Consider the following 13,545-nt stretch of genomic DNA (forward strand, 5'->3'; position numbering starts at 1 on the left):
AAAAAGCTAGTAATTACAGCGTTTAAGCCTTTGCAGAGCGGTTCGTGTCATCATCTTCAATCAACGGCAAAACAGCACCACCCACTGCCTTTTTCTGTGAGTCAGAGAAAGTTCGCCCACCAGCACCCCCTTCATCGATCTTAACTTTCACCTCACGGTGGGCAAAAGTGATGCCCTCGCGGTTGAAAATCTCCCGAATGCCAGCAAATACAGCCTTGCGCAGAACATACTGATCCCCGGGCCGCGTCGTAAACTTGACCCGCACAATCATCGCGGAATCCTCCAGCGCCGTAATGCCTTGAGATTGAAGAGGCTCCAGAAACTTCGGACCCAGCTCAGGATCATCGAGGAGTTTATCTCCCAACTGTGAGATCAACTCCCGCATCCGGTCGACATCCGTGTCGTATGTGACCCGAAAAGCCAACTTCATCATGGTCCAGTCGCGTGATGAGTTCTTCACAAACGATAAATTGCCAAACGGAACTGTATTCAAGAGGCCATCTGACTGTCGCAGCTGCATGGATCTTATGGAGATCCGCTCAACGGTCCCTTCTACATTGTTGGTGACATAAATGTACTCACCTGTTCGAAAGGCGTCATCCAACAGAAAGAACGCGCCTGAGAAGATATCTTTGATGAGTGTCTGCGCACCAAAGCCAACAGCAAGTCCAACAACGCCCGCACCGGCAAACAAGGGACCAATGTTCACGCCGATCTCAGAAAGAGCAACCATGCCGGAGAGCACCACAATGGAGATCAGCAGAAAGTTCCGCAGGATCGGCAACAGCGTCGCCAGCCGCCCCATCTTGGCCTGCCCACTCTTATCACTCTCCGAAATTTCAATCTGTCGCTGAATAGTAATGTGAACGGCCTGGTAGGCCATGTAGCCAAAGAACACGATCAACGCGACTTCCACCAGATTACCAAACAACCCATCCTGCTTGAAAAGATTGATCCCCCACGCCTCAATGATCACCGCAAGACCAAACATCAGCGTCACAAGCCGAGCACCATGATCAAGCAACTGGCGGTAAGGCTGTCGTCCAGCTTCTTTCTCAGCAGCATGTGCCCGAGCTTCCGCTTTAACTTCCTCTTGATTGTAGGTGTGCCCGGCCTTTTCCTCGACCAGCACAATCTCTTCAACAAAAGCATCCTGCAGCCTGTCGATATTGATCGGAGGCAACAACCATTTATCGATGACAAGAAGCAGAATACCGTAGAGCAAGACACTGGCCAAAATCGCCATAATCGGCGCCAGTAACAGAAGACTGTCATAGCTCAGTCCTAAGAGCAGGCGGTGGGCAAACACCAGCCACGCCACCAGAAAATACGCCAAAGCACCCAAATGCCAGTTTTGACTGAACAATCTCCGCCAAACCCGCCGCCTCTCAGTGCTCGCATACTCTCCGGAAAACCAGCCTCCAATGGGCCTACGAAAAATGTAGCAAATCAACGCTGCAGAAACGGCCAGAAACAACCCGCTTTGAAGGTCAAGAATACGTTGAGCATTGGCATTGAGAGACAAATGGCTCATCCACCTGCCAAATGCCAGCAGGAAGAAGGCAACCCCGCCGCACAGAATAATGGCATTCAGAAATGACCGGGCGACGTCATCATCCAATGGCACGACACGGTGATGTTCATTCCCAACAGCCAGAAAGTTCCGCGTGAAAACCATCAGAAGCCGAAAGAAGAAGTAAAAACTCGCAAAGATCAGCGCAGCATGACGAACACTCTCTGTATTACCGGAAATAACAAGAATGAGTCCAAACGTCACAATCACATGCAGAAAGATCGCAGCAACCTGCACCAGTGATCTTGAGAACAGAAATCCAATCTTCTCAGCCCTGCTCTCCGGCATCCCGCGATAAAATCGCAAAAGCCTCTTGGCAAACAACTTGTCTGCAAACAGCTCAACCACAAAACCAAGCGTGACTGCAAACAGCGTCAGCGCAAATATCTGCCACACCCACGAAACACTCGTATCGGGCCGCGCCCGCTCGAGTGCATTGTGGACGTGCCTGGGAAAGTTCCCAAGATCCTTCAAAACAGCATTCAGAGACTGGCTGGAGCGATCAATGTTCTCCAGCGAGAACAGCTCCAGTCCATTAGATAGCCCAAAAACAAGCGGTGCCCCTTCCATAGGAATTGGCTCGCTTTGCACCACCATTTCCTGAGCATCAACCATAGGGTCTGCAACAACTGAGTTCTGGGTTTCTGGCGTTTGCGCAACAACAAAACTGATGTGCAGCAAAAGCCCCATACCAACCAAAACAGAGAGTGTCAGAAAGGAGATAAGGAAATTAAGAAAGCGATCCGCCTTAGAACTGTCAGAAGAAACTTTTTTGCTTTTTCTTATTTGCATCAATCCTGCTTTGGCTACTCAACCCAATCAGCAGGAGTAAACACGAACAGCACCTAAAGTTGCTTTGGCAGAAACATTCGACTTTTGGACTAAATTGACCAAAGAAAAGGGCCGCACACGCGACCCTCACAAAACCACTTAAATTTTTGAATGGATCAGGCCATCCATTGCTCTTTCCAGGTAATAAATTGCTTATAGGCTTCTTGTTGGTCAAGCGCCTGATAACTCTTTAACGCAGTCTGCCGCTGAGAGTTTGAAAGGCGGTAACGCCATGGCCCAATCTTCAGGAGAGCCTGAACAGTCATCATCCCAAAACCAGAGGCACGACACACTACAAGGAAAGGCTCAGTGTCATTCCGCACGGTCCAATGCTGCGCTTCTGCATGACCAATGCCAGCCAGCATCGCAAACGCAGCAACCGCTTCAGCAAACCGGTCTTCCTCAGCATAAGCACGCAGAGCATTCTCAGTCAGCTTGCCTTCACGGACCAGCTCCATGACACGGCCACGACCAGTCTCAAAATCATACCGGCCTAGCCAGAATTCGTTAGAAAGTTTGCCAGCTGCAATCCGAGCAGCTTTCGGCAGTTTCCCGGCAGCTTCAGTCGCGCCTTCTTTGATCAGAAGCTTGCGAACCTGCTCACTAGCGAAGTTGATAAGCGCTTCAATATGAGCATCTGCCAGATCCGCGCGTTGCCCAAGGGCCAGCTGAAGGACTTCGTCCCCCTTCGCGTCGGTCATCAGCGAGTTCACACTGCGCTGACCAAGCACTGCACCATCATTCGCAGCAACAGTCTGCTTCACCTCGGTATTTCCAAGATTTACCAGCACATCACTGATACTCTCGGAAATGACATCCCGCTTCGCAATCGCCAGACGATGATCATCGCTCTTGCTGCGCGCAATGCTCACCAGGTCACTCTCGCGCAGAACGTTAGAGTTCCGAAGAAGCGGCTCTGCAATTTCAATTTCATCGAAAGCAAGCTTGCGAACAGTCTGCTCAGGCGCACGGCGCACTTCAGAAAGCTGTTCCGCCATATAACTCAGCGCATGCCGCTCAACCATTTCTGAGAGCCTAAGCATTACACCATCGTAAATATCGATCTGGTCGTCAGAACACCGTTCCCATGTTCGCGCAAACAAAAGCGCAACATGACGCGCAAGCTCCGAACGTCGCTCAATATTGTTCTCAAGCGCGAGAGATTTGAAATCAACGATATGAGAAGCCAAGTCAGATGACATTTAAAACACCGATGGGATACGCAAACTGATAAAAACCTATGGAACAGGATTAAACAAAACCTAACTCAATCTATTCTATTTTTAGTTAATTTAGAAAAAATAACATGCGATTTGCATGCTTCAAAAAGCGGAAAAACCAATAAGTTTTCTCCCGTTAGAACAGATTTCAGAAATTTAATTAAAAAGGTAAGTGACAACAACGAGTTACAAAAATATCACGGAGACTTAACAAGCTTCATCTATGTTGCGAGCAGACCCGCACTCGTTAATGACTTGTTTGCGACATGCGTTCTTTTTATCAAAGCGTCCCCAAATTATGAGTAACAGCATCAACGTTTTAAGGCCTGTCACTCACCCAATTCCTTACCAAAAGGTCAATTTCGTAAAACCAGCCGTTTTGAGTCGCACCATGCCAGCAACCATGGAGTGCAACACCCCTTCATGATTTCAAGTCAGTAATCCAGTAATAATTAGATCAGAACATGTGAATTCAATTTCTTATATTGATAAGATATCCTGATCCTTATGCTTACGTTCAAACAACTCCGCTATTTCCTCGCCGTGCAACAGCATCACCACTTTGGCAATGCCGCAGAAGAAGTCTGTGTTTCCCAACCTGCACTCTCCATGCAGATCCGGGATCTCGAAAAAGAGCTAGGCCTTTGCCTTGTCGAGAGAAACGCACGTTCAATCCGGATCACACCGGAGGGCGAAGAAATTGCCAGAAGAGCCAACCAGATCCTGCGAGAAATGCAGGACCTTAAGGATTATGCCAAACACGCAGCATCCCCGCTGAGTGGTATCATACGCCTCGGTGTCATCCCTTCACTTGCACCATACATTCTGCCCAAGCTGCTACCCGCTCTTATCAAGCAATATCCTGATCTTCAGCTCAATCTCCGCGAGACTTTGACAGCATCTCTGGTGAGCGAACTAAAGCACGGCACCCTGGATGTTGTTCTCGCAGCCCTGCCCATCGAAGAACCGGAGCTTGAAGAAGTACCTATCTTTGAAGATCATTTCCTTTTAGCTGTGTCCAGCTCACGCAAAATAGATGAGCGTAAGAGGATGGGACCAGATGACCTGCATGGTGAGAACCTGCTGCTGCTTGAAGAAGGGCACTGCCTCAGAGATCAAACACTGAGCTTTTGTGGAGCAATTGGTCAAAATCAATCAGCTAACGTAGGCGCAACAAGTATAGCAACTGTCCTGCACATGGTTGCTGCCGGATATGGTGTCACGGTCCTGCCTGAAATTTGCGCAGATACAGAAATCGCAGACGATCGCATAACACTTTTGCGGTTTGCAGAGCCTCAACCTTCCCGTAGGATAGGTTTAATTTGGCGAAAAACTTCACCTAAAAGCGAGGATTACATGGCACTTGCAAGGTGTTTGCGTAACGTCACCAACTAATGAAACGAGTTAATTTAACCCGTTGCTGTGAATAACCGAAAAATATACCGTGCAACTGCATACGTATTATCGATTTCTCACTAAGCTATAGAATATGGATTAGAAGAACGACTCTTTTTAAGATGAACTTCCTTCCACTCAAATGCACACTATTACGCCATCAGCCGATTTTAGTTGCTTGGTGTAAAACAGGAATCCAATACCTTGAACCAAGAGACCGCCCAAATTGTAGACCAAGCATTCTGCAAGTTCCTTGCAGACAGCCTTGACCGGCTACAAAAGGGCGTGGCCATCATTCAGGGCAATGGAACCATCCTGCAATGCAACGAGTTTGCAAAGCGTCTGTTTGAGCAAACACCCCAGATCAAGGTCAGCACCGGAAGGCTAGAGTTCACCGACCCTAGCCACCAGCGCGAATTCCAGAACGCACAAAGTCTGGCTACCGCAACAATTGATCTTGATGTTCAGCAAGAACTCGTCCTCAGAAGAGATGAAGCATTTCTGCGCCCGATCCATATCGACATACGTCTGGTTGATACTGAGTTCGACGATCTCTTCTTTCTGTTCGTCACGGATCTGGAAATCCAGCAGCAAATCAACATCCAGAAGGCAACCGCCCTCTTCCGCCTGACGGATAAAGAAGCAATCGTGCTGGAACAGCTGTCTGGCACGCAAACAGAACCTCAGATTGCTGCTGATCTGGACATTACAAAGAACACACTGCGCACACACCGCAAAAACATCTACGCAAAGCTCAACGTGAGCAGCCGCGTGGAGCTGGCAATGCTTCTGTCAATTCTGGTCTAGGAAGAACGCGAGGTCGCGAGCAGTTTAGTTGGGTGAGACCTTATAGAGACAACGCCGATCGCCTTTCAGGATATGCTCAACACGCTCGACGCGCACATCATCTCCTAAAACCTCCTGAAACAGATCTAGCTCTGACCGACAGAAGTGCTGGCAAGACCGGGCTGCCACACAAATAGAGCAATGGTTCTCTGCAAACAGATAGCCATTCTCGCCATCCTTCAGAACCTCAGCCATGTACCCTTCTTCACTGCGCTGCTCAGCAAGACAATGCAGCTTATCAGAAAGAGTCTTTGCAGACTTCATCGCAGTCAGATAAGACTTCCGGGATTGATCGGCACGCGCATCAATAAGACGCTGCAGTCCATCTTCCCCATAAAGGTCTTTGATGTTTCCAAGCAGGTCAACCAGTACACCGCTATGATTATCAGGAAACTTCCTGTTGCCTGTCTCAGAAAGACGCCAGGTTCTGCGTGGTCGCCCTACAGTCCCTTTCAGGTCTTCAAACTCAACAAGATCAGCTTCCAGCAACGCATCAAGATGTTGACGTACGGCCACAGCCGTCACGCCCAAGTGTTTGGCCATGGTTGCAGCTGTGTTCGGTCCGCGCGATTTCAGCGCGTACATCAAACGATCTTTCGTACGGTCACTCATAGGCATCTCATAGCACAATCGAAATTATATGAAAAGTTTTAGCTTTCCTAATAAAGTAAAAGCTGTAGTGCACCAACATCAGAAAACAACGCGAAGGAATCACTGATAACTTACCCATAAAATAGTATTGTCTTTGAACTATAAGAGATTATGCATCATAATTACTCTTCTACATATGTAATGCACAAATAAGAAATTTCACTTTTCATATAAATCAGAAAAATAGAAGGTGCTTATCCCCATTTTCCTAAAATTTACCTAGTATTTTTATAGTATTCACATAAACCTTGCCCCTTAATTCTCACAGAGCCCCCCGCTTTCCTTTTGCGTAAAAGCACATAATCCCTATCAATAAGGGCGTGGTAAATAATTGGTTGATAGTGGTGGGAATGATGTCTGAAGCAGGCAACACAAAATACAATATCGAGTACCCGGCATATAAAACGAACCTGCATCCAGTAGAGATGCCCCCGCAGCCATTCGCCCAGTCAGTCCTGCGCGTCTACGAGAAGTTATTCGAACTCCCCACCTTCATAATGGTCAATCACTCAGAGAAAGTGAACGGCTCAGAACTCTTCGTTTCAGATAGCATTCAGCCCTATAAGAACCAACTCAACAGTCTGCTCTCCAAGATTACAGAGCCCCCAATCTGCGGAGATGATGTCCAAATTTTCCCACATAGGTTTAAAAGCGAAGACACGCCTTCCACTGTCAGATCACCACGTCTTGCAACGCAGTTCATTGCACTCATGCCTCTTTATCTACACGCACAAATAATCGCCGTCGTAGGTATTCTCTGCAAGTCCGACGCAAACAATACGACCCACTTTCCCAGAGCACATTTCCAGCCAGATACAACCTCAGATCAACTCATAAACGTAGATCTGAGCAAGAAACTCAAAAGTTTCAGAAATCTGGCGAGAATTCTGGTTCCCGGTCTGTTACGCATCCTTTCAACAAACGACTTGAGCGGGACACTCCCAATCAATGGCGCAGCAGCAACAAAATACCTGCTACCACCAGAGCAAACCACTCCGCGAGAAATCTTCACAGTCTGCAATATTGATCCGTTGACCGGCCTACGAACCAGAGAAAGCTTTGAGCAACTCATCTCGGACGCCATTGAGAGCGTAACAAACCCAGATCAACGCGTGGCTTTGTTTTATGTCGATCTGGATCATCTGAAAGTCATCAACGACGCTCACGGACATGCCGCTGGCGACGCGGCTTTGGTGGCCATTTCAGACCGTTTGAAGCAGATGGAATGTGAAAACGTCACGGCCCTCAGATTGGGCGGAGATGAGTTCGCCCTGCTCATGGAAGACACCACATGTCATCAGATCAGAGTATTGCTTGAAGAGTTGCCAGTATCTCTCAGCCACCCGATTTATCATGACCACAGCGAAATACGGCCCAAGGTCAGCATCGGCGCTGCGGTGTTCCCACGCCATGCAAACACTGTGAAGGAACTGCAAGATAGTGCCGACACAGCTCTGTATCATGCAAAAAAGAGGGGCCGCAATCGCGCCAGTCTGTTCAATCAGGTCATGCGTACCCGGTTGGAGCGACAGGTTACCCTTCAGCAAACCGCGAAACAGGCACTCTTGCAAAACCAGGTCGGAACAATCTTCCAGCCCATAAGGTTCGGCCAAACAAGCCAAATACGAATGCTGGAGGCACGCCCGGAATGGCCCTCTCAGATATTAGAAATTGCTCGGGGAAGCGACCTCTCAAACATCTTTGACAGCGCCAGCTTTAGCAATGTTCTTGGCGAGACAACAATTGCAGCCATCATTCACACCATGCGTGCCTGCCAGAACACTCCAATGCAACATTGGGAGTTCCTGTTCCGTGTCCCCGTTCCCTCCCTATTGAAGGAAGGGTTCTGCGATGACCTCAGCTACCTTCTGCAGGAAAATAATGTATCACCAGACAAGTTCACACTGGAGATCCCCTCGCGTGTTCTCTTGAGAGCCAACGCTCATATCCTCATTGGCCAGCTGAATGAACTAACAAACACAGGCGTCAAGTTGTGCATCAATCACTTTGACTCCGGCGGACTGAAGGTTGAGCATTTCCAGAAGCTGAAAATCTCCTACATCAAACTACACGCAGGCTCTGTGGAACGGCTGTTTGCAGATGATAAAACAGCACGATTGCTCTCTGCCGCAACAGAGTTCGCACATGCCTTGAACATCGAGATCATCCTCTCGGAAATCAAAAATGCAAATACAGAAGAGAAACTGAGAAAGTTGGGAGCAGAATACGTTCAAGGCGCATTCTATGGCCCAGAGCAACGCTTTTCGGAGATTTACAAGAAACACGTGCTTGGCATCTCGCCAGATCCAATCCAGAGAGTAAAAACAAACATGGCACGCAGAAGAATGTCGCGCCTGCCATCATCCATGATAAATTAGCGCACAACACCAGCGCAAAGAGATCATGTGTGAGCAAAACCAAAAGACAACGAGCGATCAGCGACGCCCTCGGCACGCTTATTCCGCATGTTCCATTTCTGGATGCTTCTGAAATCCGAATTAAAGCCAACCAACAACATCTACGCCATCTACCAGCTCATATTGCTGTTTTCCTGGCAACCACCAGCTACGTCCGTCATCAATACACGGACTATGATGATCTGCTGAGGGAAGGATTGGATCGGGATGCCGCCCGGTATTGCGTCGCGGATGAGATGGAAGCCACCATCACATCATGGGGCGGAAGCATTACCGCTGAAGAGCTGCTTGCCGCTCCCAATGAAAGCGGCGAGCAAGATCAGCCTCTATAAATTATCGGCAAACACCAATAATCCAAGTAAATGCAAGCGCTACGAGGCACAGAGCAGGGATGATGATCGCAGCATACCCGAAGAATGCAATTGCTAAACCCCATCCAACAAAGAAGTTCGCGCAGAAATAGTATTTTGCTTCACTGTTGCCATGCACAGCATCTTTGAACAACCAACCGATGATTGGAACAAGAAAAAGAAGCTTAAAGAAGAATGGATCATTATCCTGCTGAGCTTCAGCAGAAGACAAAGTTGTATCGCTCATTACAGTGCCCGTTATTGATTGATGGGGGAAGAACACAGAGTTGACTTACATCAATTTAACAGTCACACGCATGCGTCACATCAGCACATCTACGTATGAGGCATGAATATAGATGATGGTTCGTCTCCCATCACCGGGCCGAAGTCTCACGTGTAGCTCTAAAAGCATTAACTAAGACACACTTACCAGATCACGACCTCTCCTGATTTTCGTCAGCTAAACGCGAGCTCATTGAGCACAAGAGAAAAAAGGAAATCAGATGTCGAATAAAGAAATTGTCGGCTACGCTCTCAGCACAAATGCACAGCTCATCGCTGAGATGGCAGAGAGCGATTATACAACAGTCATTCTTTGCTTTGTCGTGAGCAATGAAGCCGGAAATCTCTCCCCAAGCACAGAACTTCAAGCCATGTTCAATGCACCGGACTTGATCAGCAATCTGAAAAAAGCTGGCAAACGTGTCTTGATTTCAATCGGTGGCGAAGTCTTTACAACTACTGCTTGGGCCGCCCTTGCAAACAATCTCGACAACACAGCTCAACAGCTGACTAAGATGGTAACCGACCATGGCCTTGATGGTGTTGATATCGATTGGGAGGATACCAACTACTCTGGATATGACGCCCCAACTTTTCTGGTTGATCTATCCAAGGCGTTAAAATCAAAACTTCCTGAAGACCAGAACTTCGTAACACATGCACCGCAAGCACCATACTTTTATGGTGGATCCGGGTACTTACAAGTGTACGTTGATGTGGCCAAGAATGCCGGAGACGCAGTCGATCTTTACAACATCCAGTACTACAACAATCAGTGGTATGTCGGTGAAACAGCTGAAGAGGAAACAGGAAAAGTCGCGGGTACTGAGCTGGTTGACGGAAGTACGTTTCCTTCCAGCATTATCGGAATCGCATCAACCGGTGTTCCAATCTCCAAGCTTATTCTCGGCAAACCGACCACGCTGCAAAATGTCATAGGCTCTGTCGCAGTAAACGGCTACCTGCCCGCTGATGAGATCGTAGACAACCTCATCACACCTCTACTCGCAAAAGAACCTGACTTTGCCGGCGTGATGGGGTGGCAATATCCCACTCAATACGGTTCAGATACAGGCACTGATGAATGGGCAGCAACCATGGCAAAGGCGCTTGGTAACTGATCCCGAGCTATCAGCGAACGGCGGAGCATGCCCTGCTCCGCCACTCAGCAGCAAAATCCCGCCTAAAATCAAATAGCGGTTTCCCAGACAAGCAACTTCAAAACAACCGATCTGAAAACAATTTCGTGATCAGTGTCGAGCAGCACGTAATGCACGATGCACATTCCCTAGTTTCTCCCTCAAAGGTTGCAGCAGCACAGGAACCAGACAGCCCTGTCTGATGACGCAACCTTCAAGTTTTCAAGCGAGGAGAGGATCTCATGCCAAAGTTCGGACTGTCTCTTAAACTGCAAGTCCCACCATTGCAGCTCAACCAACCTCAGCAACAAGCTGCTACAAACCACCAAGCCAACAAACCAGGAGGTTTGGCTGGTAAGCAGGACGCGATTGCGCAGCAAGTGAAAGACCTGCCGGCATCAGTATTCCGCCCTGCAGCAAACCCACCAAGCTTCGAAGCAGCAAAGAACAGTGGCTGGGGTTCAGAGAACAGTGGTTGGCGAACGCTCAACATTGAGAGCCAAGACAGCTTCATCCACACCAAGCGCATTGATGCCAACGCAAAAGGTGAGTTTGCTGGCGACAAAATTCATTTAAGCATCGAGCCTAGTCAGGTACCACAAGCCTTTGATGCCATTAACACACTTCTCTTTTCTGAAGACTCGCCGGTCGACAAATGGAAAGTAACCGACATGTCACGCGTGACAGAAGGTTCCCGCGTACAGGTCGGCGCCCAGTTTACTCTTTACCTGCGCCCAACTGCTGAGGATTCCCAATACACGGCACAAGATTTGAAGAATGACAAATCCTTTGTCGAAAGCGTCGAGCAGAAACTCTCTCAAGCAGGAATCCAACCAGGTGAACGACCAGCATCAGATGTTGCCCCTCACCACTGGGACTTTGCCAGTTATCGCAACGAAATTCGAAGCGACCGCGAAGGTGGTGCCGCACAGACAGAAGCTCTGCGGCGTGAACCTGTCTTCGAGTTATTAACCATCTGATCAGAAAACAAAAAGGCCCGCAAAATGCGGGCCTTAATTCTTTCAAGCAAGCGAAACTTAGCGAGTAAGTGGCTTGTACTTGATGCGGCTTGGGTCTGCAGCGTGTGCACCCAGGCGGCGAACCTTGTCTTTTTCGTAGTCTTCAAAGTTACCTTCAAACCACTCAACGTGGCTATCACCTTCAAAGGCCAGCATGTGCGTTGCAAGACGGTCGAGGAACATACGATCGTGCGAGATAACCACGGCACAACCAGCATAGTTCTCAAGCGCATCTTCGAGCGCTGCAAGCGTTTCAGTGTCAAGATCGTTGGTCGGCTCATCGAGCAGAAGAACGTTTGCGCCTGACTTCAAAACCTTAGCAAGATGCACGCGGTTACGCTGACCACCGGAAAGATCACCAACTTTCGCCTGCTGTCCAGCACCCTTGAAGTTGAAAGAGGAACAGTAAGCGCGTGAGTTGATCTCTTTCTTATCAAGATAGATCACTTCAGCGCCTTCAGAAATCTCTTCCCAAACGGTCTTGCTGTCATCCAGTTTATCGCGGGACTGATCCACATAGCCAAGGTGTACGCGGTCACTCACAACCACTTCACCGCTGTCTGGCTTTTCCTGCCCGGACAGCATTTTGAAGAGTGTCGACTTACCAGCACCGTTTGGACCGATGATACCAACAATACCACCACGCGGCAGTTTGAAGGACAGGTCATCAATCAACAAACGATCGCCAAAGCCTTTGGAAACGCCTTGAACGTCGATAACGTTGTTACCCAGACGCTCGCCAACAGGGATCAGGATCTGCTCAATAGAAGGCATACGCTCTTCTTGAGCGGTCAACAGAGCATCATAAGCATTGATACGCGCTTTTGACTTGGTCTGACGGCCCTTTGGCGTCATACCCATCCATTCCTGTTCACGCTTGATAGCACGGGAACGAGCCATGTTCTCACGGCCTTCCTGCTCCATACGCTTGGTTTTCTGACCAAGGTAAGTGGAGTAGTTGCCTTCATAAGGAATGCCCTGACCGCGATCGAGCTCCAGAATCCAGCCAGTCACGTTGTCAAGGAAGTAGCGATCGTGGGTAATGATCAGAACTGAACCCTTGAACTCACGCAGATGGCGTTCCAGCCAGTGCACGGTCTCAGCGTCAAGGTGGTTGGTTGGTTCGTCAAGCAGCATCAAGTCAGGCTCGGACAAGAGCAGCTGACACAACGCGATACGGCGACGCTCACCACCAGAAAGGTTGTTTACAGGAGAGTCAGATGGAGGACAGCGAAGCGCTTCCATTGCCATCTCAACCTGGCTTTCCAGGTTCCACAGATCCTGCGCATCAATGATGTCCTGCAGCTGAGCACCTTCATCGGCTGTCTCATCTGAGTAGTTCATCATCAGTTCGTTATAACGATCCAGAAGAGCCTGCTTGTGTGCAACGCCTTCCATCACGTTTTCAAGGACAGTCTTGTCCTCATTCAGCTTTGGTTCCTGCGGCAGATAACCAACCTTGGCACCTTCTGCAGCCCATGCTTCACCAGTGTACTCTTTATCAAGACCAGCCATGATCTTCAAAAGAGTAGACTTACCTGCACCGTTTGGACCAAGGATACCGATTTTCGCATCCGGGTAGAAAGACAGGTGAATATTGTCGAGTACTTTTTTTGCACCGTAGGCCTTGGAGACCCCGTGCATGTGATAGATGAACTGGCGCGCCATGGACTGCCTGCATCTCCTGATCTGTGTAAATAATGAAATCTCTGGAGAGCACTCATAGTGGAAGCAGCGCCATGGGGCAATCCATAACACTTCAACGACGATCAAATCCGTCGCTTTTTCTCCTCAAACGATGAATTTCACGGCAACGATT

The 13,545-nt window shown here is 48.8% G+C and carries 11 protein-coding genes; 6 read left to right on the top strand and 5 right to left on the bottom strand.

Going from position 1 to position 13,545, the window contains the following annotated elements; translation table 11 throughout:
* Positions 1 to 22: 22 nt before the first annotated feature.
* Together PsAD26_RS24380 and PsAD26_RS24385 are read right to left on the bottom strand one after the other, a co-directional pair.
* Positions 23 to 2,365, bottom strand: a complete 2,343-nt coding sequence (locus PsAD26_RS24380) for a mechanosensitive ion channel domain-containing protein (RefSeq protein WP_063312468.1) — start codon at positions 2,363 to 2,365, stop codon at positions 23 to 25.
* A 155-nt stretch (positions 2,366 to 2,520) separates the two neighbouring features.
* Complete coding sequence (locus PsAD26_RS24385) at positions 2,521 to 3,606, bottom strand: DUF2336 domain-containing protein (protein WP_063293928.1); 1,086 nt, start codon at positions 3,604 to 3,606, stop codon at positions 2,521 to 2,523.
* 525 nt (positions 3,607 to 4,131) lie between these two features.
* Between PsAD26_RS24385 and PsAD26_RS24390 the strand changes: the two genes are divergently transcribed.
* Together PsAD26_RS24390 and PsAD26_RS24395 are read left to right on the top strand one after the other, a co-directional pair.
* On the top strand, positions 4,132 to 5,019 hold the full coding sequence (locus tag PsAD26_RS24390) for a LysR substrate-binding domain-containing protein (RefSeq protein WP_063289973.1): 888 nt from the start codon (positions 4,132 to 4,134) through the stop codon (positions 5,017 to 5,019).
* Between the two features lie 204 nt (positions 5,020 to 5,223).
* A complete protein-coding gene (locus PsAD26_RS24395; RefSeq protein ID WP_063312696.1) occupies positions 5,224 to 5,826 on the top strand; it encodes a helix-turn-helix transcriptional regulator in 603 nt (200 codons plus the stop codon).
* Positions 5,827 to 5,850: 24 nt separating this feature from the next.
* Here the strand turns inward: PsAD26_RS24395 and PsAD26_RS24400 are convergent, their stop codons facing one another.
* Positions 5,851 to 6,477: a metalloregulator ArsR/SmtB family transcription factor gene (locus tag PsAD26_RS24400; RefSeq protein WP_063312469.1), complete on the bottom strand. Its 627-nt coding sequence runs from the start codon at positions 6,475 to 6,477 to the stop codon at positions 5,851 to 5,853.
* A 389-nt stretch (positions 6,478 to 6,866) separates the two neighbouring features.
* On the opposite strand from PsAD26_RS24400, the gene PsAD26_RS24405 reads away from it, so the two are divergent.
* The gene (locus PsAD26_RS24405; RefSeq protein ID WP_063312470.1) at positions 6,867 to 8,894 is read left to right on the top strand and encodes a diguanylate cyclase; all 2,028 of its coding nucleotides are present in this window, start codon (positions 6,867 to 6,869) and stop codon (positions 8,892 to 8,894) included.
* Positions 8,895 to 8,923: 29 nt separating this feature from the next.
* Positions 8,924 to 9,265: a DUF2293 domain-containing protein gene (locus PsAD26_RS24410; RefSeq protein ID WP_063312471.1), complete on the top strand. Its 342-nt coding sequence runs from the start codon at positions 8,924 to 8,926 to the stop codon at positions 9,263 to 9,265.
* A gap of 1 nt (position 9,266) precedes the next feature.
* On the opposite strand, the gene PsAD26_RS24415 is transcribed toward PsAD26_RS24410, so the two are convergent.
* The gene (locus tag PsAD26_RS24415; RefSeq protein ID WP_063312472.1) at positions 9,267 to 9,530 is read right to left on the bottom strand and encodes a hypothetical protein; all 264 of its coding nucleotides are present in this window, start codon (positions 9,528 to 9,530) and stop codon (positions 9,267 to 9,269) included.
* 259 nt (positions 9,531 to 9,789) lie between these two features.
* Between PsAD26_RS24415 and PsAD26_RS24420 the strand changes: the two genes are divergently transcribed.
* Both PsAD26_RS24420 and PsAD26_RS24425 read left to right on the top strand, forming a co-directional pair.
* Entirely contained in the window at positions 9,790 to 10,689 is a 900-nt protein-coding gene (locus tag PsAD26_RS24420) for a glycosyl hydrolase family 18 protein (protein WP_063312473.1), read from the top strand.
* Between the two features lie 260 nt (positions 10,690 to 10,949).
* Entirely contained in the window at positions 10,950 to 11,687 is a 738-nt protein-coding gene (locus tag PsAD26_RS24425; protein ID WP_063312474.1) for a hypothetical protein, read from the top strand.
* A gap of 57 nt (positions 11,688 to 11,744) precedes the next feature.
* Here PsAD26_RS24425 and ettA read toward each other — a convergent pair whose 3' ends face one another.
* Positions 11,745 to 13,394: an energy-dependent translational throttle protein EttA gene (gene ettA / locus PsAD26_RS24430; protein ID WP_063302094.1), complete on the bottom strand. Its 1,650-nt coding sequence runs from the start codon at positions 13,392 to 13,394 to the stop codon at positions 11,745 to 11,747.
* Positions 13,395 to 13,545 lie beyond the last annotated feature (151 nt).

Origin of the sequence: Pseudovibrio sp. Ad26 (genome assembly GCF_001623285.1) — a bacterium.
Lineage (GTDB): Bacteria > Pseudomonadota > Alphaproteobacteria > Rhizobiales > Stappiaceae > Pseudovibrio > Pseudovibrio ascidiaceicola.